At 39.2% G+C, this 20,926-nt stretch carries 22 protein-coding genes, 5 pseudogenes and 1 riboswitch; of the genes and pseudogenes, 9 read left to right on the top strand and 18 right to left on the bottom strand.

All coding sequences use genetic code 11. The features are described 5' to 3' along the window. Nucleotides 1–130: 130 nt before the first annotated feature. Both ACEWFH_RS06690 and ACEWFH_RS06685 read right to left on the bottom strand, forming a co-directional pair. Nucleotides 131–1,617: pseudogene (locus ACEWFH_RS06690) on the bottom strand (leucyl aminopeptidase). An 84-nt stretch (nucleotides 1,618–1,701) separates the two neighbouring features. Further along, nucleotides 1,702–2,076, bottom strand: coding sequence for a DUF309 domain-containing protein (locus ACEWFH_RS06685; RefSeq protein WP_473726612.1), 375 nt, complete (start codon nucleotides 2,074–2,076; stop codon nucleotides 1,702–1,704). 114 nt (nucleotides 2,077–2,190) lie between these two features. Between ACEWFH_RS06685 and ACEWFH_RS06680 the strand changes: the two genes are divergently transcribed. Both ACEWFH_RS06680 and ACEWFH_RS06675 read left to right on the top strand, forming a co-directional pair. Continuing rightward, on the top strand, nucleotides 2,191–2,673 hold the full coding sequence (locus ACEWFH_RS06680; protein WP_473726611.1) for a divergent PAP2 family protein: 483 nt from the start codon (nucleotides 2,191–2,193) through the stop codon (nucleotides 2,671–2,673). Between the two features lie 13 nt (nucleotides 2,674–2,686). Continuing rightward, nucleotides 2,687–3,514, top strand: a pseudogene (locus ACEWFH_RS06675) (cobalamin-binding protein). A 16-nt stretch (nucleotides 3,515–3,530) separates the two neighbouring features. Here the strand turns inward: ACEWFH_RS06675 and ACEWFH_RS06670 are convergent. From ACEWFH_RS06670 to ACEWFH_RS06650, 5 genes and pseudogenes are all read right to left on the bottom strand, one after another. Next, the gene (locus ACEWFH_RS06670; RefSeq protein WP_473726610.1) at nucleotides 3,531–4,211 is read right to left on the bottom strand and encodes a 3D domain-containing protein; all 681 of its coding nucleotides are present in this window, start codon (nucleotides 4,209–4,211) and stop codon (nucleotides 3,531–3,533) included. A 114-nt stretch (nucleotides 4,212–4,325) separates the two neighbouring features. After that, nucleotides 4,326–4,649, bottom strand: coding sequence for a YuiB family protein (locus ACEWFH_RS06665; RefSeq protein ID WP_473726609.1), 324 nt, complete (start codon nucleotides 4,647–4,649; stop codon nucleotides 4,326–4,328). Between the two features lie 81 nt (nucleotides 4,650–4,730). Beyond that, nucleotides 4,731–4,862 (bottom strand): YuiA family protein, encoded by a 132-nt coding sequence (locus ACEWFH_RS06660; protein WP_473726608.1) that lies wholly within the window; start codon nucleotides 4,860–4,862, stop codon nucleotides 4,731–4,733. 148 nt (nucleotides 4,863–5,010) lie between these two features. After that, nucleotides 5,011–5,493, bottom strand: coding sequence for an NUDIX hydrolase (locus tag ACEWFH_RS06655; protein WP_473726607.1), 483 nt, complete (start codon nucleotides 5,491–5,493; stop codon nucleotides 5,011–5,013). Between the two features lie 410 nt (nucleotides 5,494–5,903). Then, nucleotides 5,904–7,102, bottom strand: a pseudogene (locus ACEWFH_RS06650) (NAD(P)/FAD-dependent oxidoreductase). A gap of 373 nt (nucleotides 7,103–7,475) precedes the next feature. On the opposite strand from ACEWFH_RS06650, the gene ACEWFH_RS06645 reads away from it, so the two are divergent. Then, nucleotides 7,476–8,453 (top strand): NAD(P)/FAD-dependent oxidoreductase, encoded by a 978-nt coding sequence (locus ACEWFH_RS06645; protein WP_473726606.1) that lies wholly within the window; start codon nucleotides 7,476–7,478, stop codon nucleotides 8,451–8,453. Nucleotides 8,454–8,536: 83 nt separating this feature from the next. Here the strand turns inward: ACEWFH_RS06645 and ACEWFH_RS06640 are convergent, their stop codons facing one another. Continuing rightward, nucleotides 8,537–8,683: a hypothetical protein gene (locus ACEWFH_RS06640; protein WP_473726605.1), complete on the bottom strand. Its 147-nt coding sequence runs from the start codon at nucleotides 8,681–8,683 to the stop codon at nucleotides 8,537–8,539. 181 nt (nucleotides 8,684–8,864) lie between these two features. Here ACEWFH_RS06640 and ACEWFH_RS06635 point away from each other — a divergent pair, with 181 nt between their 5' ends. Beyond that, complete coding sequence (locus ACEWFH_RS06635; protein ID WP_473726604.1) at nucleotides 8,865–8,996, top strand: hypothetical protein; 132 nt, start codon at nucleotides 8,865–8,867, stop codon at nucleotides 8,994–8,996. 180 nt (nucleotides 8,997–9,176) lie between these two features. After that, nucleotides 9,177–9,338 (top strand): hypothetical protein, encoded by a 162-nt coding sequence (locus ACEWFH_RS06630; protein WP_473726603.1) that lies wholly within the window; start codon nucleotides 9,177–9,179, stop codon nucleotides 9,336–9,338. Between the two features lie 58 nt (nucleotides 9,339–9,396). Here ACEWFH_RS06630 and ACEWFH_RS06625 read toward each other — a convergent pair whose 3' ends face one another. Together ACEWFH_RS06625 and ACEWFH_RS06620 are read right to left on the bottom strand one after the other, a co-directional pair. After that, nucleotides 9,397–9,753 (bottom strand): HesB/IscA family protein, encoded by a 357-nt coding sequence (locus ACEWFH_RS06625; protein ID WP_289494662.1) that lies wholly within the window; start codon nucleotides 9,751–9,753, stop codon nucleotides 9,397–9,399. A 59-nt stretch (nucleotides 9,754–9,812) separates the two neighbouring features. Next, nucleotides 9,813–10,010 carry an aspartyl-phosphate phosphatase Spo0E family protein gene (locus tag ACEWFH_RS06620; RefSeq protein ID WP_473726602.1) on the bottom strand — a complete coding sequence of 66 codons (198 nt, stop codon included), beginning with the start codon at nucleotides 10,008–10,010 and terminating at the stop codon, nucleotides 9,813–9,815. Between the two features lie 318 nt (nucleotides 10,011–10,328). On the opposite strand from ACEWFH_RS06620, the gene mqnE reads away from it, so the two are divergent. Beyond that, a complete protein-coding gene (gene mqnE, locus ACEWFH_RS06615) occupies nucleotides 10,329–11,426 on the top strand; it encodes an aminofutalosine synthase MqnE (RefSeq protein WP_473726601.1) in 1,098 nt (365 codons plus the stop codon). A 35-nt stretch (nucleotides 11,427–11,461) separates the two neighbouring features. Here the strand turns inward: mqnE and dapF are convergent, their stop codons facing one another. Together dapF and ACEWFH_RS06605 are read right to left on the bottom strand one after the other, a co-directional pair. Next, a complete protein-coding gene (gene dapF / locus ACEWFH_RS06610) occupies nucleotides 11,462–12,325 on the bottom strand; it encodes a diaminopimelate epimerase (RefSeq protein WP_473726600.1) in 864 nt (287 codons plus the stop codon). A gap of 15 nt (nucleotides 12,326–12,340) precedes the next feature. Next, the gene (locus tag ACEWFH_RS06605; RefSeq protein ID WP_473726599.1) at nucleotides 12,341–12,583 is read right to left on the bottom strand and encodes a hypothetical protein; all 243 of its coding nucleotides are present in this window, start codon (nucleotides 12,581–12,583) and stop codon (nucleotides 12,341–12,343) included. Between the two features lie 99 nt (nucleotides 12,584–12,682). Further along, nucleotides 12,683–12,868, top strand: a riboswitch (FMN riboswitch). Between the two features lie 196 nt (nucleotides 12,869–13,064). On the opposite strand from ACEWFH_RS06605, the gene ACEWFH_RS06600 reads away from it, so the two are divergent. Beyond that, entirely contained in the window at nucleotides 13,065–13,643 is a 579-nt protein-coding gene (locus ACEWFH_RS06600; protein WP_289494657.1) for an ECF transporter S component, read from the top strand. 163 nt (nucleotides 13,644–13,806) lie between these two features. On the opposite strand, the gene ACEWFH_RS06595 is transcribed toward ACEWFH_RS06600, so the two are convergent. Together ACEWFH_RS06595 and ACEWFH_RS06590 are read right to left on the bottom strand one after the other, a co-directional pair. Beyond that, entirely contained in the window at nucleotides 13,807–14,982 is a 1,176-nt protein-coding gene (locus ACEWFH_RS06595) for a NupC/NupG family nucleoside CNT transporter (RefSeq protein ID WP_473726598.1), read from the bottom strand. Between the two features lie 218 nt (nucleotides 14,983–15,200). Further along, nucleotides 15,201–15,437: a YuzB family protein gene (locus tag ACEWFH_RS06590; protein ID WP_473726597.1), complete on the bottom strand. Its 237-nt coding sequence runs from the start codon at nucleotides 15,435–15,437 to the stop codon at nucleotides 15,201–15,203. Nucleotides 15,438–15,674: 237 nt separating this feature from the next. Between ACEWFH_RS06590 and ACEWFH_RS06585 the strand changes: the two genes are divergently transcribed. Next, nucleotides 15,675–16,739: an NAD(P)/FAD-dependent oxidoreductase gene (locus tag ACEWFH_RS06585; protein ID WP_473726596.1), complete on the top strand. Its 1,065-nt coding sequence runs from the start codon at nucleotides 15,675–15,677 to the stop codon at nucleotides 16,737–16,739. A gap of 53 nt (nucleotides 16,740–16,792) precedes the next feature. Here the strand turns inward: ACEWFH_RS06585 and ACEWFH_RS06580 are convergent, their stop codons facing one another. Together ACEWFH_RS06580 and ACEWFH_RS06575 are read right to left on the bottom strand one after the other, a co-directional pair. Beyond that, nucleotides 16,793–17,104, bottom strand: coding sequence for an LSM domain-containing protein (locus tag ACEWFH_RS06580; protein ID WP_473726595.1), 312 nt, complete (start codon nucleotides 17,102–17,104; stop codon nucleotides 16,793–16,795). Nucleotides 17,105–17,190: 86 nt separating this feature from the next. Further along, nucleotides 17,191–17,513, bottom strand: a pseudogene (locus ACEWFH_RS06575) (YuzD family protein). A 158-nt stretch (nucleotides 17,514–17,671) separates the two neighbouring features. On the opposite strand from ACEWFH_RS06575, the gene ACEWFH_RS06570 reads away from it, so the two are divergent. Then, nucleotides 17,672–17,917 (top strand): NifU family protein, encoded by a 246-nt coding sequence (locus ACEWFH_RS06570; RefSeq protein ID WP_066238880.1) that lies wholly within the window; start codon nucleotides 17,672–17,674, stop codon nucleotides 17,915–17,917. A gap of 489 nt (nucleotides 17,918–18,406) precedes the next feature. On the opposite strand, the gene argF is transcribed toward ACEWFH_RS06570, so the two are convergent. Then, nucleotides 18,407–19,297, bottom strand: a complete 891-nt coding sequence (gene argF, locus ACEWFH_RS06565; protein ID WP_473726594.1) for an ornithine carbamoyltransferase — start codon at nucleotides 19,295–19,297, stop codon at nucleotides 18,407–18,409. Nucleotides 19,298–19,594: 297 nt separating this feature from the next. After that, nucleotides 19,595–20,733, bottom strand: a pseudogene (locus ACEWFH_RS06560) (carbamoyl phosphate synthase preATP-grasp domain-containing protein). Between the last annotated feature and the right edge of the window lie 193 nt (nucleotides 20,734–20,926).

The following is a 20,926-nucleotide window of genomic DNA, read 5'->3' as shown; positions in this document are numbered from 1 at the left end:
TAAAAGCTTTATTGCTTTATTTCGCTAAATCACTAATTTGTTAAACCTTTAACAAATTAACATGTATGTGCGAATGTGTCAAATACAAAAAAACTGAACCTCCACTGAGATTCAGTTTTTTTCATATTTATTATGCTTTAAAGTTTCGTACGAAGTTAGTTAAGGTTCGAACCATTACTCCAGTTGCACCTTTAGGGCCGAGCTCTGTTGATTTTCCTGAATACGCAGTACCCGCGATATCCAAGTGAACCCACGGCGTGTTTTCAGCGAATTCCCCAACGAACAAGCCGCCTGTGATCGCGTGACCGAGTCTTCCTGTTGAATTGTTAAGGTCCGCAACATCACTCGACTTTAGCATATCTTTAAATGGCTGGAAACTTGGAAGCAGCCATAATAGTTCTGCTTCATCTGCAGCAGATTGCTTAATATGCTCATAAAAATCTTCATTGTTTGTTAGTGCGCCCGTCGTGCAGTCACCGAGTGCCACTAGCACGCCTCCTGTCAGCGTTGCCACGTCAACAATGTATTTAGCTCCTTGTTCTTTTGCGTACGTAATCGCATCAGCTAGAATGAGACGTCCTTCTGCATCCGTATTACGAACTTCAATGGTCTTCCCGCTCAGTGAAGTAATTACATCACCTGGCTTCATTGCTGTTCCATTGATCAAGTTTTCAGAAGAAGGAATCACAAACATTATGTTGATTTCTGGCTTTAAGCGTCCAATGGCTTCCATAGCTCCTAATACAGCTGCACTTCCACCCATATCGCTTTTCATTTCATGCATGTTAAGTGCTGGTTTGATCGAATAACCGCCTGCATCAAATGTTAGGCCTTTACCTACTAATGCCACATAAGGATCTTCTTTTTTCCGCCATGATACTTTACTGTGATCATTTTAGGAAGCTGATCAGAGCCTTTACTTACAGCAAGTATAGCGCCCATACCGAGCTTTTCCATGTCTTCTTTTTCAAGAATTTCGTATTCCATGCCGTATTCAAGCGCTACGTCTATCGCTTCTGCTGCTAGATCTGTTGGCGTAAGAAGATTGGCAGGCGTATTCACAAGGTCACGAGCAAGATTTATTCCTTTTGCATAAGCATATCCGCTCGTTAGTCCTGCTTCAGCTTCACTGTTTTCTGTGTAAACTGTAACCGATTCTATACGTTTTTGAGGTTCATTCGTTTTCTTTTTATAATCTTCAAAGCGATATACAGACGTGCCTGTCGCTTCACTAAATGCGTGTGCAAGTTTTTCCATTGCCACTTTTTCTGTGTGAAAGGTATCGAGCAGTATAGAAAAATGAGTTCTTTTTTCTTTTGTAATTTCTTGTACAGCTCTTCCAAACGTACTTCTTGCCTTGTCATAAGTAAAATCCTCACGCTTACCTAATCCTGCAAAATAGATACGCTTTGTTCCAAGCTGCCCCAATGTGTTTAATTTTTTTATACTTTTTAAACGGTTTGAAAGGTCTCCGTCTTTTATAAGTTCAGTAATGTTTCCTTTTAAGGATTCATCCATATCAGCCATTACACCTGTAAGTTTCGGTTCTTGAAATAAACCGACCAGTAGGACTTCTTCTTGTTCTTTTGCACTCCAAAGCTGTTTAATCGTAAACACGTTAAAGTTCCCCCTTATTCGTTTTAACACTCTACATTTTATTATACTCTTTCTTTTAGAATATTTCGAATTCACGTTACTTTATTACTCTAAATTTAAATAGAGTTTTGGAAGAACAGGTAATAGATGAACCTGTTCAAAATCCAGTCTGTCGATATTCTTTGGAATTTTATTAAGGCAAAGACTAATAAACGATGTAACGCGTTCCACGTTTAATTGCCAATACATAGGCTTATAAGGAGTTAGATAGTGGTCCGCGACTCTTAACATTTCCCGAGCCCCTTTTACGTTCCCGTATTCATAGTGATAAAGAGCAACTGTCATCTGTAGAAGCCCCTTTATAAATAGATTGCTCCGATCTGTTAACCAGATCGCCTCTAATAGATCATGACCTGTATAATAATCACCATCGTTGAAGACAACAAAAAACTCGTAATATTCTTGAGGAAAAAAGTCCACCTTTTCAAACCTCCCTCTTTCTTCATGTTAACAGAGATTGAACTGTGTCGAAATCGGGTAACAACTATCTAAAACAGCCATACTATAAACCACCATATTGAAAGGAAGCTCCTAATGCCTGATATACTTTTTAACTTTCCATTAATCGCAGCACTACTAGGTGTATTTTCTGCACAATTCTTAAAAATTCCTATTCATTTTTATCATACTAAAAAAATAAGATGGGATTTATTTATTAGTACAGGCGGAATGCCAAGTTCACATTCTGCTTCTGTTACTTCATTAGCTACTGCGGTTGGAGCTCTCCATGGATTGGGTTCAACCCTTTTTGCCATCGCTGCCATGTTTGCCATTATTGTCATGTATGATGCAAAAGGTATCCGCTGGCATGCAGGAGAACAAGCAGCCGTATTGAATGACTTAGTAGAAGAGTTCAGAAATCACGTTAGAGAGTCAGAAACATTTCAGCAAAAGAAAGTGGAAGAACAAAGAAAGGAATTAAAAGAACTTCTCGGACATCGTCCAAGTGAAGTATTCTTTGGCGGACTTCTTGGTATTCTACAGACATTGCTGCTATCGTGGTTGTTTATATCATAGGAGGTTCTTCTCTTTGAGATTAATTTCAATTTGTCCAAGCAATACAGAACTGCTGCACTTTTTAGGATTAACGTCTGAGTTAGTTGGGATCGATGATTTTTCAGATTGGCCGATAGAAATCCAGAAACTTACGCGATTAGGTCCTGACCTATCCATCGATATGGATAAGCTCCAATCATTAGAACCAGACCTAGTATTAGCAAGCTTAAGCGTACCCGGTATGGAGAAGAACGTTGAGGAACTAAAGAAGCGAAATATCCCACATGTCGTTTATAATCCACAAAATCTTGCAGATATTCAAAACGATCTGCTTGATCTAGGTAAACGAACAAATAAAATGTCAGAAGCCCATCAGATGGTGAAATGGATGCAAGAAGAAATAAAATCATATGAAAAGATTAGCAGAAAGATAAAAATTAGAAAAAAGTATATTTCGAATGGTGGCCAAAGCCCGTTTTTACACCGGGAAAGGTGAATTGGCTGACTGAAATCGCCTACCTTGCAGGAGGGAAAAACATCTTTGAAGATGTGAAGCTGGCTAGTGTACAAACAACGTGGGACGATGTTGTGAACCGGAAACCCGATATGATCGGAATGGTTTGGGTTGGTGTTAAAACAGACAAGATGCAGCCCTCCCACATCAAAAAGAGAGGGATGGGATGTTTTAGAAGCCCATCAGACAGAGATCGTAAAACTAGAGGAAGACCTTTTTTGCCGACCCTCTCCAAGATTGATTATTGGACTAAAACGACTTGCCGCACTTATACATCCAAATGATTTCCCACCTTTCTTACCACAAGAAGAAGAAAGCTACATAAAAAAGCTTCAGGTTATACGGTAACCTGAAGCTTTTTTTATTAATATAAATATTGCTGTCTAAACACTTGCATAGATTTATCTTCGTTTAAGGTGTTCAATTCTGCTTCTGTAATCTTTCCGTCTCCACGCTCTACAACATACACACCAATCTTCTTTTTGCCCCATTTTTCATACACTTCTTCTACTGTATTGTAATAAAGATCGATTTTATGTCCTTTGATGGCGGAACCCGTATCTGCAACAACTCCATAACCGTAACCTGGAATCCATAAAACTGTTCCGATTGGAAAAATTGAAGTATCCGCTGCGATCGTCGAATAAAGATCTCGCTTTACCTTTAATCCTGACTTTGTGATTCCATAAGCAGGGTGACTTTTTGTTTTGCCAGTACTCTCTTGTCCAGCGGTATATCCTGTAGCCGTTACATGAACAACCGGGTATTTGGAAAAATCAATCGAATCTTCAATTGTCCGAGGTTGCTTCACCTCAGCAGAAGAAAGCATCATGTTTGGTCTGTAGATTGTGGGCAATGTCTTTAAGGAATGCGTTAGTACAGTTAATGCTGCGTCAACTATCACGTTATCAGACTTTTTTTGATCCAGCCAAGTAGCCAGATCATCTGCCTGCACACCAGAAATCGATCGAAATGTTGTAAAAATCGCGCAAACAAAAAGAATAGTAATGGTGGTTCTCTTTACAATTTTTCTTAAAATCAGCAAAAATTGTCCACTCCTCTCCTATCTATTCCTTCCCAGGCTTAAGTAGATGTATACCCGTTTAAGGAAGAAGGAGAAAAGTGGAAAATAAAAAAGTCCCTTATACAAGGGACTTTGTTAGAACATCTGATATCCGCGAACTCGCAGCATCTTAATGGCTAAACCAGCAAGTATTGCACCGATCAACCCGCATGTTAGTATAGTAATGTCTGATGCCGATAAATTGAGAAGATGACTCCAAAGCAATTGAAAACTTGCAAATGGTTTCGTGAAATACTCAAAGAATCGAATGTCATCGACAATCATAATGACAACTAAAGGATATAAAATAACCATAAACCATGTAGCGCGCAGAAGCATGTTAAACAAGAAACCGATTCCAAAGAATAGAACCATGAACAGTAACATTGAAATAATAACTTGTGGCAAAAGCAAATCCATGATGTAGACACCCCCATATATCTGAGGTTAGTTTACTAAACGGGGGCATTTACGTCAATCGTGTTTGAGAGCGTTACGTGTTTAAGCTCTTTTCTTACCGCTTCCGCAGCATTCTACACACGTTTCAGAACCTCCAAGCAAGAGCTGGAAATAACCCTTCCCTTCACAATATGGACATTGATCATGTTTTTTCTGAACCGCATGTTTTCTCATGTTGTAACACTCCCTCTTTTTTGTTTAAATTTTCAGATAATAATAACAAGGATTTGAGGGATTGAAAAACCGATTTTAACGTGAAATAAGCCCATGTAAGCGTAAACATCTTTCGCATTCTTTAATTATCAGAATATTTCGTACATTTTTATCTGCAATCGATAATTTTATATGTGGTATACCCAAAGACGTCGCCAGGATTTATTTTATCTTCTATAAAACTCTGTTTTTTGTCCATAAAGTAATGAATCATTAATGATGTTGAAGGGTCATCTCTTAGTTCTTCAGGTGCCATAAATGTAGCCGTTTCAATCTCACTCGAATGTTGTGAAAGGTTCCCGCTCTTTTTTCTTAATAAAAAAACAACCATATTATCACTTATCGTTTCTTTAATAACACCCGAGCGTATTCCAAGAATGGATGAGACTTCCCCTAAAATGCCTGTTTCTTCAAAGACTTCTCTCACTGCTGCTTCATCAACCGTTTCTCCTGGGTCTACAAAACCGGCCGGAATGGACCATTTGCCTTTTAAGCCACCATAACTTTTTTTAACAACGAGCCACCTGCCGTCATCATCTATTAATAAACCAGCTGCCGCTAGCCATACATTTCCTCTGTCTTTTTTTGTCATCAGCATGCCCGCCTTTTTAACAATTTTTAATAAAGCTTTTTTCTAAAGGATTGTTGCTTTTGAAGCTTTTTTATTTACTTCATAAGCAAGTTAATTGGAGCGTAAGGTGCAAGACTCCTCGAAAATTAAACCTCAAATTTTCTTCGTGCGATGCGTCGCTGCCGAAGCCTTCCTTGTCCTACGGGACGAGCGGTCAGTCCGAAAAGTGGAAGTGGCTCGTTCAGCCCCTGCAACTAGACAGGTGGAGACTCCTAGGGCGCAAAGCGGCAGGAGGCTCACCGTACGCCCCGTGGAAAGTGAGCAGCCTGGAGCGGAAATTATCTACTTTCAAAAGCAACATTGTATGCGAAAAAGCAGCCATAAAAAAGAACAGAAGCATTCGCTCCTGTTCTTAGTTTACACTATTCGATTTAGAAAAGTTTTAATTTACCTTTTTTAATAACCATCGGCACTCCGCCAAGTAAGAATAAGTAACGGTTATCAATTACTTTTTCATTGCAGATGCTGTTGCACCAAATAGCTTTTTGTTTCCTACTTTACCGATTGCTTCACCTTTACCAAGTGATGCAACTGTACCTTTGATGTCTGGCTTAAATTCTTCAAGCTTGCCGCCGTTCATCAATGCTTTAATGTTACGGCCGATTGTGTAAGCTTGTTGAATTGCGATTTGAGCTGTTGGAGGGTAAGGGCGGTTTGCTTCCTCATCAATAATAAGTGCGCAGTCTCCAGCAACGAAAATATAGTCAAACCCAGGCATGCGAAGATCTTTGTCAACTTTCACACGTCCACGCATTGTTTCGAATCCAGCTTCCTCCACTAAGTGGTTTCCGCGAACTCCACCTGTCCAAACGATTGTAGAAGCTTTGATCTCTTCACCGTTCGCGAGTACAACGCCGTCAGTATTACACTCTTTAATCGGTGTGTTAACAAGGAACTCAATTCCGCGTCGCTCTAAGTTGTTGATCGCATACTCAACTAATTCTTCATCGAATCCAGGAAGTACTGTAGGAGCAGCTTCAATATTTACGATACGAACTTTTTCACGAGGAATATCGTATTCGCGGCAAAGTTCTGGAACGCGGTCAGCAAGTTCACCAACGAACTCGATTCCTGTAAATCCAGCACCACCAACTACGATTGTAATTAGTTCATCAGGCTGTCCTTCATTGTTGTAACGAGCGAATGAATAATCAATGTGCTCACGGATTTTACGAACAGAGTTAATGCTGCGGATGCTGAACGCATTCTCTTTAAGTCCTTGGATACCGAAAGTTTCCGGGTCAGATCCAAGTGCAATAATTAAGTAGTCATATGTTAATTCTTGATTGTCTAAAATGACGCGCTTTTCGTCTTTTTTAATTTCTTTTACTGTATCTTGTACAAAGTTCACTTTGTTCATATCGATGATGTTATCGATCATGATACGCGTTTTGTCATGGTGTAATGTACCTGCTGCATTTTCATGAAGCCACGTTGTTTGGTAATGATAGTTGTGCTTATTTACCAATGTAATTTCAGCTTCGTCTGATCCTAGTTCTTTTTGTAAACGTACAGCTGACATAATTCCGCCATAGCCGCCGCCTAATATTAGAATTTTTGGCTTACTCATTAAATTCACTTCCAGTTCTTATTTTTTTAGTTTGACCTTTTCACTCATTAAATATGAAGAAAAGGAATAGATTGTGATATATTTCACGTAATAAGACATAAATGAGTGCAAAAAATGTTCGGAATATCGACATTTTTTAATCATACACCCTCATCTTATTCCTTTTTTCTTGTTTTTTCAACCTTTTTTTCGTTATGATAATGTTTCAATTTCATACTTCATTTTTCGTTTGCAAGTGTTGCGTTTAATGTCAAATTATACAAATCAAAAAGAGGACTTTTGGTTTCTCTCAAGAATCTAAATGGGAGATAGCAAGTTCTGGTCAGAACATATTACATGTTCGTCAGTCATAAATACAGAAGAGGTGAAAGTGATGGCAAAAGAAATTTACGATATTACCATTATTGGTGGCGGTCCTTCAGGTTTATTTGCAGCCTTCTATGGCGGCATGCGTCAGATGAAAGTGAAGATCATTGAAAGTATGCCTCAACTTGGCGGTCAGTTATCTGCACTTTATCCTGAAAAATACATATATGATGTTGCTGGATTTCCAAAGGTTTTGGCACAAGACTTGGTTAATAACTTAAAAGAGCAAGCGATGCAGTTTAATCCTACTGTTGTTTTGGAAGAATCGGTTCAAAACGTAGAAAAAAATGAAGAAATCTTTGAATTAACAACTGACAAAACCGTTCATTATAGTAAAGCTGTTCTGATCACGGCAGGTGTTGGCGCTTTTCAGCCTCGACGATTAGAGCTCGCTACTGCTCAACAATATGAAGGTAAGAACCTGCACTATTTTGTAAACGATCTAAACGCATTCGCTGGAAAACGCGTTTTAGTGTGTGGGGGCGGTGATTCAGCTCTTGACTGGTCATTGATGCTAGAGCCAATCTCACCACAAGTAACGTTAACGCATAGACGTGATAAGTTCCGTGCTCATGAACATAGTGTGGAACAATTAATGAATTCAAAAGTCGCTGTTAAAACACCTTACCAAATTACTGAATTGATCGGTGATGGTGAGAGCATTTCTGCAGTTGTATTGGAGAACGGAGATGTTAAAGAAACGGTTGAGGTGGATGCCGTTATCGTGAACTATGGCTTCATCTCCTCTTTGGGTCCTATTAAAACTTGGGGATTAGACATTCAGAAGAATTCAATCGTCGTAAATTCTAAAATGGAAACAAATATAAAAGGCATTTACGCTGCAGGTGATGTGTGTACGTATGATGGTAAAGTAAAATTAATCGCTTCAGGGTTCGGCGAAGCTCCTACCGCGATTAACAATGCAAAATCATACATCGATCCAAACGCGAAAACACAGCCTTTGCACAGCACGAGCTTGTTCTAAAAAATTATGACGCCGGATGTAATTCTCTGGCGTCATTTTGTTTTCGTATTCATTGTTGCTATTGAAAGTAGTTGATTTCCGTTTCAGGTGCTTCGCTTTCCACGGGGCAGGCGGTGAGCCACATTCGTACGTTTCACGGATAAGTGTCTCACCTGTCTAGTTACAGTGGCTAGCCCCTCGAGGTCAAAAGTTAAACGGTCAAAAAGGCAAAGTGCGCCTTCCTTGCCCATTTACCTTTTGCTTGTCGGGGCTGAACGAGCCACTTCCACTTTTCGGACTGCCCGCCTGTCTCGCAGGAGTCTCACACCTTCCACTCCAATCAACTTGTCAAAGAAGCGAATGTACAAAAAGATTAGAAAGCCACAGTCCTATAGAAAACAGCTTTATTTTTTAAAAAAGGAGCAATAAATTATGAACAGACAATTTACTGAAGAAGAAATGCATGCTGCTGATTGCCTGCAAGAGATTCAGAAGGTCATTAATCAGCTTCATATCACGGATGAATCATTTCTAGAGGATACCAAAAAGAAATTCCCCGCTTAAAAGAGCTATTAAGTGAACTGGAAAGATACACCGTGGAATAAATTGCTTGTGGAAAGTAACCACTGCCTTTGTTATCATTGTTTGTGAGGCGGACAAGTGCCGCTGACATGATATGCAATTTTACCCGGTGTTGGCGCGCCGGGTTTTCTTTTACCCTTTTTTAGATAAGGAGATAGTCAAATGAAGTTCAACTTGATTCTGGGCATTATTTTCTTCATACTTGGTACTTTTTTAATGCCACTTGGTTTAAAAGAACAAAACAAGCAAAAGAAAGTCATACTTATCGTTGCTTCTATTTTGGCAGATATCATCGGAGTACTATTTATCTTTAATAAATTTTAAACATAGAAAAAGCTCTTGCCCAGAAAGATCGGGTAAGAGCTTTTAACGTTTCTGCCTATTAGCATTCTTCAGGTGTTCCTGCATTTGTTGCTGTTTTAAATGAAGAACCGCAACCGCATGATGCGATGGCATTCGGATTTGTAATCGTAAATCCTCCGCCCATCATGTTTTGCTTAAAGTCTATAACCGTTCCTTTTAAGACTTTAGCACTTTCTTCATCAACAACCACTTGTATTCCTTCGATGTTCTCTTCGTGATCGGAGTCACTCTTATCACTGTCAAAGCCCATTCCATAAGAAAGACCTGTACATCCTCCGCCCTTTACAGCTACACGCAGAAATTGATTTTTGTCTTCTTCGTCAGCTAGCATTTCTTTAATTCTGCTTGCCGCACTTTCTGTGATTTCAACGATCATTATTTTCACTCCTTTAATAAGGATCTATAGGTATAGTATAACGGCTTCAAAAGCTGCTCTCAAGAAATCGGCTTTCGGTCAATTCCCTTTTGCTGCATTTCCATAATCTTATTATGTGTTTCGTCAATTTTTCTACTATAATTTAAAACCATTGGATGATGTAATCCTAATGCATTTGCCGTCTGTATCATTTTATTTCGCAGAGTTTCTAACTGTTCAATCTTTTCTAATCTAGCAGCTGCTGATGTGGCTTTCATTTTCGTCACTCCACTCTTCATTTTAAACATATGCCTTCCTTTTATTTTACATTTCCTGCAATTATTAGACAATAATCACTTTAATAAAAAAACGATATTATTAAAAATTTACTAAGTATTTACCAAAAGCGGCTGCCCTTGTCGTAATGTTTGATTAGGATTATAATGATAATGCACTCAAGGCGCATGTATTTATTTCTGATAATACATATGTATTCGTATAAAATTGGTAAAGAGAGAGTGTCGATTTGTACTCTTATCTTTAAAAAATGTGTACATCATCCGAACATTTCATTTGAAAATTTAGGGGGATAAAAAATGGCAAATATATTGACTCTTGATACGCACATGGCAGCAATTGCTGAAAAAGTAACTCATGGCGAGCGTCTATCAATTGAAGACGGTTTATATTTATATGAAACGAATGATCTTTTGAGCGTTGCATCTTTAGCTAATGAAGTGAATACCCGCAAGAATGGGGACCACGTTTATTTCATTGAAAATCTGTATATCAATCCGACTAACGTATGTGAAGCGACATGCAGCTTCTGCGGATTTAAGCGCAAGCCTGGTGAAGAAGGCGCTTATACGATGAATGATGAACAGCTGTTGAGCTATGTAGAAAAGCGCTGGAACGATAACATCCGAGAGTTTCATATCGTGGGTGGCCATAATCATGAAGTGCCGTTTGATTATTATTTAGATACGATCCGCACGTTGAAAAAGCACTACCCACAAGTAACGATTAAAGCTTATACAGGAGCTGAGATCGAGTTCTTCTCAAGAATCTCTGGACTTTCCATGAAAGAAGTATTAGAAGAGCTTATTAAAGCAGGCTTAGATACGATGCCTGGCGGTGGTGCCGAAATACTTACAGAGCGTTATCGCTTAAAGATGAGTCCTGATAAAGCTTCTACCGACCAATGGTTAGAGGCTCACGAAATTGCACACGGATTAGGATTAAAAACTCATGCAACGATGTTATATGGATCGATTGAAACGAAAGAAGAACGTCTGATTCATATGGATCGCCTTCGTCAGCTGCAAGACGCAACGAATGGCTTCATGGTATTTATTCCACTGGCGATGCAACCTCGTACACAATCAATGGGTCTGATGAGAAGAACTTCTGCTTTTGACGATATGAGAACAATCGCGATCAGCCGTTTGATGCTTGATAACTTTGATCATGTAAAAGCATATTGGATCAACATAGGTGTTCAGCTTACTCAGATGGCATTAACGTTTGGATCTAGTGATATTCACGGAACATTAATTGAAGAGCGCATCTCACACGCAGTTGGTGCACTAACTTCATCAGGTATCACTCGAAAGGAACTTGTCCACTTGATTAAAACAGCAAACAAAGTTCCCGTTGAACGAGATACGTTTTACAACATTATTCAAAAATACTAAAAGCAAAGTGCAGGCATCGATGCCTGCACTTTTGTTTATTTTATATGATATTCACCTGTACAAATTACTTCTGCTGGGCCGGTCATCAACACATCACCGTTATCTTGCCAATTGATGATAAGATCTCCGCCCGCTAAATGGACCGTAATATCTGTGTTTCGTGCGGCTTTTTCGTTCAGAATTGCAGCTACAGCCGCTGCACATGCTCCCGTACCACATGCTTGTGTGACACCTGAACCTCTCTCCCAAACTCTAAAGTGCATTTCATTTTCGGAGACCATCTCAACAAACTCTGCATTTACCCAATCAGGAAACATTGGATCTTTTTCAATAACAGGACCAAGCGAGTGCAGTGGCACTTCATTAATGTTATCAACGAAGAAGATGGCGTGCGGATTACCCATCGATACGGCAGTCATTTTTAAATCTTTACCATCGAATGAAACAGACTCGTTAATAACTTGATCACGTTCTTTAAAGCCATTTACAGGAATCTGTTCAGGCTGAAGGATAGGATTCCCCATATTTACCGTCACTAAGGATACTGTGTTGTTATTATCTGTTGTTAGTTTCGCGGTTACCATTCCGCCAAGGGTTTCAATCTGAAATTCTGTTTCTTCCACAATTGCGTTTTCGTACGCATATTTCGCTACACATCGAAGACCGTTGCCACAGTTCTTGGCTTCTGAACCATCGTTGTTAAAAATCCGCATCTTAACAGGTGCCACATCACTTGGGCAGATTAAGATCATACCGTCTGAACCGATTCCCGTATAAGGATTTGAAACAGCTACTGCTAGTTCAGGCAAATCAGCTTCAGCGATTCTTTCTTCAAACATATTGACGTAAATGTAATTATTGCCGAGTCCATGCATTTTTGTGAATTTCAAAGTGTTCATGCTTCTAATTACTCCTTATGATTGCCCTCTTAATTTTTCATCTGTATAGAAATAATCGTCATCCGCGTTTAAGATCGTTATCTTGCCATGACAGCACGGCATGATTAAAATCTGTTTAATGCCTTCTTTGGCAAGATTCATCTGTTCTTCTTTAAAAGAAGTTAAAACATTATCTTGTTTACAGAACGGACACTCCGAAATATAGATATCATTCATCATTCTTTCATACGGCCATGTATATTCAAAGGTCAATTTCATGTGAGTTCATCCTCTATTTGGAAGGTATGGTTATTGCTTATTCGTTCACAACTTACATTTTTTAAAGTATAATAGGTGATGTAACAAAATACAATAGCGATCCATCTTCGGGGCAGGGTGAAATTCCCGACCGGCGGTAATTGAAGATTCCCTCTTCATCAGCCCGTGAGCGATTTGGAAATGCCGAAACAACCGTTTAGGCTAGACATCATATCGATGTCACCACATTGCTGATCTGGTGCAATTCCAGAGCCGACAGTATAGTCTGGATGGGAGAAGATGTTGGTACAGCGGTTCGTGTACATGAGCCTTTGTTTAAGTGCGCATTTTACCATTTTTGTAAAAAATGCTTCTTTTACATGCTGTTTATCATACAAACTCCCTTAGTCCGTTCTTTATCGACTAAGGTTTTTTTGTGTAAAACAGGCTGTGCTGCATTCGAAATCATGAGATGGCGCAACACAAAAGAGGAGAGATTTCAATGCAAAAGGGAAAAATCAAACAAATGGTAGCGGTATCGATGCTCAGTACGATTGCATATGTACTGATGATGCTCGACTTTCCGTTTCCAGGACTGCCTCCATTTCTAAAAATTGATTTTAGTGAGGTGCCTGCACTGCTAGCTGCCATCATATTCGGACCTGCAGCAGGAATAATGGTTGAGGCAATAAAAAATGTACTTCATTACGGAATTGTAGGAAGTTTTACAGGTGTACCCGTTGGTCAATTAGCAAACTTTGTGGCCGGGATTCTTTTCATTCTGCCAGTATCCTACTTATTCCGCAAAAAGCATACGGTTAAACGTCTTTCAACAGGCTTAATTCTAGGAACGGTTTTGATGACATTTATGATGGGACTACTTAACTATCTGATCATCTTACCAGCCTATACGTGGTTCCTAGGTGCTGACCCGATGTCTAGCCAAATGATGATGGACCTGATTCTAAAAGGTATTACACCGTTTAACTTGATAAAAGGAACAATTATTACGTTACTGTTTTTAGCACTATATAATCGAATGCAGCCATGGGTGATGAAACAGATTGCTCAGCAGGCATAAATATAATGATAAAAAACGTTGTGGAGAAGGCTCCACAACGTTTTTTTGAATAATCGTGGAAAGCTTAGCGTAAAGTGCAAAATAGTTAGGCACACTCCTGTTAAATACAGTACAAAAAATGCTCGAAGCTTGAGCTTCGAGCACTTTGAAATTTAATTTGTTTTTATAAGAATAATCCTACAATTGTTCCAGTTAGGACAGAACCCATAGTAGCTACAAGCAATACTTTTAAGCCGACTTTAGCTAGCATAGAAGCTTTTTCTCCATTGATCGCTTGAACAGTTCCTAAGATAATTCCAATAGATGAGAAGTTAGCAAATGAGATTAGGAATGCTGAGACAATACCTACTGTCTTAGGATCCATGTCCGGAATCATTTTCATGAAGTCAAGCATCGCTACGAATTCATTGGCTGCAACTTTAGTTCCCATTACTGAACCTGCTTGAACGATTTCATTAGCAGGAATACCCATGATAAAAGCGATTGGAGCAAACACATAGCCCAAAATTTGTTGGAATGTCAAACCAGTCACTGCATCGAATGCAAAGTTGACCATTGAAAGTAATCCGATATAAGTAATAAGCATCGCACCTACGATAAGAGCAACTTTACCACCATCTAAAGCACCGTTTCCGATCGCTTCAAACAATGACTTTTCTTTCACCATTTCTTTAACATCAATTTCTTCATCTTCATCAGAAGTTACAGGACAAACGATTGATGAAAGGATCAGTCCTGAAAATACGTTAATCGGTAGTGCAACTAAAACGTATTCTGCAGGAATCATTTGCATGTAAGCACCGAGAATTGAACAGCTTACTGCTACCAATGAAGATGTTACAACTACGAACAATCGGTTAGCCGATAGTTTGTGCAATTGAGACTTAACAGAGATAATTGCAGTAGTATCACCAAACACCATTGAGTTGACAGCAACGAAAGATTCAATTTTTGGCAGTCCAGTAACTTTTGCAACAGCACCACCAATGTATTTAATGGCAAGAGGTAAAATGCGTGTGTACGTTAAAATTGAAAGTAAAGCGGATACAAACACGATCATCATCAATACGTTAATGAAGAAGTATTCTTTTCCACTTAAATCTCCAAATACAAACGCGATACCATCATTACCAAATGAAAGGACCTTGTTAAAAACGTTTACAATTTTGTTTAAAACGGTCTTACCTACTGTTGTATTTAGCATGAACCAAGCTATCAATAATTGTACAACCAACATAATTCCAACCGCTTTAAAATTAATGTTCTTTTTGTCATTGGACATAATGAAAGCGATTGCAATTAATGCAATAATGCCCAAAATTCCTATTAAGATTGACATAAAAGTTCCCCCTTATTACTTTACTCAATTATTTTACATAATTAAATAATTTTAGTCGTTCAGTTGTCAGACATCGAATGACTGACCCTTTTCTAATGTAACAAATTTCGACAAAAATGCAATCGTTTTTATAAAATTCATTACTAGATATTTTTCCCATAATAAAATGCCTTAACCAATAAAAAAACAGCCTCTCATCTTTTTAGAGAAGCTGCTTCTTAAAACATAAAGTTTTCTTCTATATGATTGTAGATGTTTTTAACAAGTTCATCTGATGTTTCTCCGTGCACGATATCTCCGTTCACGAGAGCAAAAAGCGATTTGGCACAGTGTCCGCAATAGCCTAGACATCCATACTCAATTACATCAAGATCATAGTCTTTCTCGAGTTCTTCGAGCGCTTTTTGTGCACCACTTGCTAAATTACTTACACAAAACTCTATAATCGGTCTCATTTTTTCTTTCACCTCTTGATGAATTCATCCTAACTCTTTCTTAAGAGCTAGTCAATGTAAACACTCATTCTTCCTGTGTTTTTTCCATAAAAGAGTTGTGAATTTGTTGCAAAGTGCTATACTTAAACATGTCAAAAACGTGAAATCGTTTACTTATTTCGAGTTAAGGATATTTACTTATATAAAGCACTACAAAAACAGATAAGAATTGTCTTGAAAGAAAAGGGGAAATGACAAATGAAACACCTCGTTTTACTTGGCGGAGGATATGGAAATATGCGTGTGTTGAAGAGACTTCTTAATTCCTCAGACCTCCCTGAAAACATTCAGCTTACGCTTATTGACCGTGTACCTTATCATTGTTTGAAAACCGAATACTATGCGCTGGCTGCAGGAACCATTTCAGATCATCATGTTCGCGTAACGTTTCCTGATCATCCACGCTTAAATATTAAATACGGTGAAGTTACAGAAATTGATGTAAAAGAAAAGAAAGTACTACTAAAAGATCAAGATGCTGTTTCGTATGATGATTTAGTAATTGGCCTTGGCTGTGAGGACAAGTATCACAATGTTCCAGGCGCAGATCAATATACATTAAGCATTCAGACAATTGATAAATCACGTCATACGTATCAAGTCTTAAATAACTTGCATGCAAACGCCGTGGTTGCCGTTGTGGGTGCCGGCCTTTCTGGTGTAGAACTTGCATCTGAACTTCGCGAAAGCCGTCCGGATCTTACTATCAAGCTTTTTGACCGCGGTGACATGATTTTATCTGCATATAAGAAAAGACTAAGTAATTATGTACAAAACTGGTTCGTTGAACATGGGGTTGAGGTCATTAACAACTCTAATGTTACAAAAGTAGAAGAAGGCGCATTGTTTAATCACGATGAAAAAGTTGAATGTGACGCTATCGTTTGGACTGCGGGTATTCAACCTAGCCGCATCGTACGTGATTTAGATGTTGAAAAAGACAGTCAAGGACGAGTGGTTCTAAGTGAGCATCATCACCTCCCTTCTGATGAACATGTGTATGTAGTAGGAGATTGCGCAAGTCTTCCTTACGCACCTAGTGCACAGCTCGCAGAGGAACAAGCGGAGCAAATCTCACAAGTTCTATTAGCACGATGGAACGAACAGCCACTGCCTGAGATGAACGAGATTAAATTAAAAGGTGTTATGGGATCGCTCGGTAAGAAGAGTGGTTTCGGTACGATGGGAAGCACAGCTCTTATCGGACGAGTGCCTCGATTATTAAAATCAGGAATTCTCTGGTTATATAAATATCAAGTATAAGAAATATCAAGCATAGAAAAGACCCATGCAGCTGCATGGGTCTTTTGCTGTTTTTACCACCAATAAGGACGGAAACGGCGTATTCGGTAGAACGGAAAACCAAAAACCCCGAACCCAGGGAAAAACGGCCCGACAAAAATAATACGGCTATTACGCTCTGCAGTCTCACCTGGCATGACCATATACATGTTATCTTGATCATAGCTATGCAATTGACCATGATAGACATTCCCATCGTTCAGTTCAATCGTGACGTTCTGCCCCATATACTTGAGACAAAGGTCATGATAATGATGGTGATGATGTCCTGCAAACGACGATGACGACTCATCTTTAGAGCTTTTACCTTTTAAAGGGTTCAACAATGCAATGTGCCTCCTTTTTTCCATACATCATATTCTCTTAAGAAGGGCAAAGCATGTGTACAAACCCAATATAAAAAAATAGGCGCTTAACTTACAGCGCCGTAACCGTTTTGTTCAATAATATTGTAAATGGATTTTAAATTCGGGTTGCCTTCCGCAACGACCTCGCCGTCTATGACAACTACTGGGTAAAAAGATCTTCTTCCATAATTCTTTCTGAAAATGCCTGATCAATCTCATTTTCCGGTTTCTCCATATCTATATAAAGAACGTGAAACAACAAGTTCGGAAATTTTCTTGAGATTGCAGCTTCTAGCCATTCAGCCGTTTCTTTTGCTGATGGAAGATGAACACAGCTGGCACATTTTTGTTCTGCACCATATACCTTAATGATAAGTGAGTTACTCATGAAGAATCACCTCAATGTATGCGCTTATTTGCTTTCATCATACCTTATTTTGTATAAAAGAAAAAGGCACAAATATCATGATGCTTGCTCATGGATTTTTTATTCCATTTCCCGTATACTATAAGTAAGTTCTTTTTAAGAAAGGAGCCTTGATAGTTATGGCTGAAACTCAAAACTTAGAGATGCGTGAACAAGTTGAAGAAGTTCTTGATAAATTACGCCCGTTCCTTCTTCGTGATGGAGGAGACGTGGAATTAGTGGATATTGAAGAAGGTGTAGTAAAAGTACGCCTTATGGGTGCTTGCGGAAGCTGCCCAAGTTCTACAATTACACTAAAAGCTGGTATCGAACGTGCACTTCTTGAAGAAGTACCTGGTGTTGTTGAATTAGAACAAGTATTCTAATTTTAACAAAGAAGCCGCTCTTTTCAGAGCGGCTTCTTTTTTGAATGTTTTTGCAAGCTAGTTGCTAATAGGGTGGGGTTAATTTCTGCTCTAGAATCCTGTATTACAAGAACAACAATGCTTCTGAAACAGTCTTACTAAAAGATTTTCGTTTTTGATTTTATTTTTAAAAAAAACACTACAATGACAAGTTGATTGGAGTGTAAGGTGCGAGACTCCTGCGGGACAGGCGGGCAGTCCGAAAAGTGGAAGTGGCTCGTTCAGCCCCGACAAGCAAAAGGTGAATGGGCAAATAAGGCGCACTTTGCCTTATTGACCATTTAACTTTTGACCTCGAGGGGCTAGCCACTGCAAGTAGACAGGTGAGACACTTAAGAGTGACACGTACGGATGTGGCTCACCGCCTGCCCCGCGGAAAGGGAGCTCCTGAAACGGAAATCAACCACTTCCACAAGCAACAAAGGATCACTTAAAAGTAACTTTCTTTTATTATGACATCAAATGAACAAGCAATGCTTTTTGTGCATGAAGGCGGTTCTCCGCTTCTGGGAAGACGACCGAATGATGCCCATCAATGATTTCAGCTGTTACCTCTTCCTCACGATGTGCAGGCAAGCAATGCATGAAAATATAATCTTTTTTCGCATGTGAAACAAGCTCAGCATTCACTTGATACTCTTTAAAATGATTGATACGCTCTTGTGCCTCATCCTCCTGCCCCATACTCGCCCATACATCTGTGTAGATGACATCGCTGTCTTTAATACCCGTGATCGGATCATTCGTTACTTCTACGATTGAGCCGTTTTGTTTTGCGACCTCTTTCGTATAAGAAACGATACTTTCCTTTGGCTCATAATTTTTCGGAGCAATTATGGTGCAATCCATTCCAACTTTGGCTGCGCCGATCATCAATGAGTGTGCCATATTATTCCCATCTCCAATGTATGCCAACTTCTTCCCTTTAAACGAACCTTTGTATTCGAGAATCGTTAACAGATCCGCAAGCACTTGGCATGGGTGAAAGTCATCTGTGAGGCCATTAATAACTGGGATAGAGCCGTTATGAGCAAGCTCTTCAACAGTCGATTGATGAAACGTACGAATCATCAATCCATCTAAATAGTCAGATAATACTTTTGCTGTATCTGATATCGATTCTCCTCTTCCCATCTGTATGTCACGGGTAGAAAGATGGATGGCATGACCGCCAAGCTGCAGCATTGCAGCTTCAAAAGAAACACGAGTACGAGTGGATGATTTTTCAAAGATCATTCCTAAAATCTTTCCTTTTAACAATGGTGGTGCAGATGGACCTTGCTTTTTCAAATCTCTAGCTAGATTCAACAGATCGATAATTTCAGTTGTAGAATAATCCATAAGCGTAAGAAAATCTTTCTTTGTTCGTGTTGTGCGTAGGGGTGTACAATAGACATCAGATCAGCACTTCCTTTCTCGGTTTGTTTAAAACATGCAGTGCTTTATAATAAGCGTTTGCCGTTTCCTTTCTAGTCAGAACGTGAACTCTTTCTAAAACGGCACTTTTGGCATTCTGGCATTCACAATCATTGAAAAAATTCATATAAACAGCTTTATCCTCTGTTTTTAACCACTCATTAAAAGAAATTTCTTTTGACGTACTGATGGAATAGCCAAATGTTGACCATTTCTTAGCTTCTAGTTCAGCTGACTCTCCTTCTGCAAAATACTTCCTTTAGCACTCCAAAGATCAGCGAGTTGAAGACTTGAACCTTTTAGTGCCTTAAGTAAAGCTGAATCATACTTTGTATCGGTACCGATTACTTCTCCTGTTGAAATCATCATTGGACTTAAAACAGGTGAAACACCAGGTAGTTTAATCGTTGAAAAAACAGGTGCTTTCACTGTGATAAAAGGCTGTCCGTTATGTTCCGCTTCAAGATTTAGTGAGCTTAATGGTGCTCCAAGCAGTAATTGTGTTGCCTTTTGAAGCAAATTCACATCTGTAATCTTACTCATGATCGGTGCTGTTCGGGATGCTCTAGGATTTACTTCAATGACATATACCGTTTCATCTTTAATAGCAAATTGAATGTTGAACAGACCTTTATAGTTCATATTCGCTGCTATTTTTTTGAATGCGTTAAGATTTGCTTCGTCACATGTTCAGAAAGCGTCTGTGGTGGCGTTACGGTTAAGCTGTCACCTGAATGAACACCGGTCCCTTCAATGTGTTCAAAGATTCCCGGTACAAAGATGTCTGTACCATCAGTCAACACATCTACTTCAGCTTCTGTTCCTTGTAAAAACGTATCAATTAGGACAGGATAGCTTATCTGTTCACTTCCTAAAAAGCTTGTTAGTTCACTCTCAGAATGAAGAACTTTCATCCCGCTTCCCCCGATAACATATGATGGGCGAAGAAGAACCGGAAACCCTAGTCTCTTAGCAGAGCTCTTGGTTTCCGCTTCATTTTGAGCGGTGTATCCAGCTAATTTAGGAATGTGTATAGAGTCCAAGAATTGATAAAAACGGTCTCTGTCTTCCATTTGATCAACCGTGTCTGCTGGACTTCCAAGCACTGAGAAGCCTGCATCTTCTAATTCCTTTGCCAAATTGATGGACGTTTGACCGCCAAACTGCAGTATCACGTCAGAAATTCCTTCAAACTGCAATACATGATAAATGTCTTCAAAGGTTAATGGCTCAAAGTATAGAGAGTCGGATACTTCATAATCAGTACTGACTGTCTCGGGATTGTTATTGATCAGGATGGCTTCATATCCATTACGATTAAGAGCAATAGCACTATGCACACAGCAATAGTCAAATTCCACACCTTGCCCGATACGAATTGGACCTGATCCTATAACGGCCACTTTTTCTTTCGCTCCGGGACTTTATCGCTTTTTCCGCTCCAACTCGAATAAAAATATGTCGTTTTTGCCTCGAACTCCGCTGCACACGTATCCACCATTTTGTATGTTGGCGTGATGTCCCACTCTTCTCTCTTTTGTCGTACTTCTGATT

This window comes from Fictibacillus sp. EA-CB0309, from assembly GCF_055814265.1.
Note: the sequence above shows the minus strand (reverse complement) of the source record. Positions and strands in the feature narration are given on the sequence as shown.

What these genes read in the sequence shown, in the direction of transcription:
- ACEWFH_RS06595 (WP_473726598.1), bottom strand. Translation starts at nt 14,982, where the DNA reads ATGTCAATCTTAATAGGAATTTTGGGCATTATTGCATTAATTGCAATC.
- mqnE (WP_473726601.1), top strand. Translation starts at nt 10,329, where the DNA reads ATGGCAAATATATTGACTCTTGATACGCACATGGCAGCAATTGCTGAA.
- dapF (WP_473726600.1), bottom strand. Translation starts at nt 12,325, where the DNA reads ATGAACACTTTGAAATTCACAAAAATGCATGGACTCGGCAATAATTAC.
- ACEWFH_RS06680 (WP_473726611.1), top strand. Translation starts at nt 2,191, where the DNA reads ATGCCTGATATACTTTTTAACTTTCCATTAATCGCAGCACTACTAGGT.
- ACEWFH_RS06625 (WP_289494662.1), bottom strand. Translation starts at nt 9,753, where the DNA reads ATGATCGTTGAAATCACAGAAAGTGCGGCAAGCAGAATTAAAGAAATG.
- argF (WP_473726594.1), bottom strand. Translation starts at nt 19,297, where the DNA reads ATGGATTATTCTACAACTGAAATTATCGATCTGTTGAATCTAGCTAGA.
- ACEWFH_RS06635 (WP_473726604.1), top strand. Translation starts at nt 8,865, where the DNA reads ATGAACAGACAATTTACTGAAGAAGAAATGCATGCTGCTGATTGCCTG.
- ACEWFH_RS06605 (WP_473726599.1), bottom strand. Translation starts at nt 12,583, where the DNA reads ATGAAATTGACCTTTGAATATACATGGCCGTATGAAAGAATGATGAAT.
- ACEWFH_RS06590 (WP_473726597.1), bottom strand. Translation starts at nt 15,437, where the DNA reads ATGAGACCGATTATAGAGTTTTGTGTAAGTAATTTAGCAAGTGGTGCA.
- ACEWFH_RS06620 (WP_473726602.1), bottom strand. Translation starts at nt 10,010, where the DNA reads ATGAAAGCCACATCAGCAGCTGCTAGATTAGAAAAGATTGAACAGTTA.
- ACEWFH_RS06665 (WP_473726609.1), bottom strand. Translation starts at nt 4,649, where the DNA reads ATGGATTTGCTTTTGCCACAAGTTATTATTTCAATGTTACTGTTCATG.
- ACEWFH_RS06655 (WP_473726607.1), bottom strand. Translation starts at nt 5,493, where the DNA reads ATGACAAAAAAAGACAGAGGAAATGTATGGCTAGCGGCAGCTGGTTTA.
- ACEWFH_RS06645 (WP_473726606.1), top strand. Translation starts at nt 7,476, where the DNA reads ATGGCAAAAGAAATTTACGATATTACCATTATTGGTGGCGGTCCTTCA.
- ACEWFH_RS06660 (WP_473726608.1), bottom strand. Translation starts at nt 4,862, where the DNA reads ATGAGAAAACATGCGGTTCAGAAAAAACATGATCAATGTCCATATTGT.
- ACEWFH_RS06600 (WP_289494657.1), top strand. Translation starts at nt 13,065, where the DNA reads ATGCAAAAGGGAAAAATCAAACAAATGGTAGCGGTATCGATGCTCAGT.
- ACEWFH_RS06570 (WP_066238880.1), top strand. Translation starts at nt 17,672, where the DNA reads ATGGCTGAAACTCAAAACTTAGAGATGCGTGAACAAGTTGAAGAAGTT.
- ACEWFH_RS06630 (WP_473726603.1), top strand. Translation starts at nt 9,177, where the DNA reads ATGAAGTTCAACTTGATTCTGGGCATTATTTTCTTCATACTTGGTACT.
- ACEWFH_RS06640 (WP_473726605.1), bottom strand. Translation starts at nt 8,683, where the DNA reads ATGGGCAAGGAAGGCGCACTTTGCCTTTTTGACCGTTTAACTTTTGAC.
- ACEWFH_RS06585 (WP_473726596.1), top strand. Translation starts at nt 15,675, where the DNA reads ATGAAACACCTCGTTTTACTTGGCGGAGGATATGGAAATATGCGTGTG.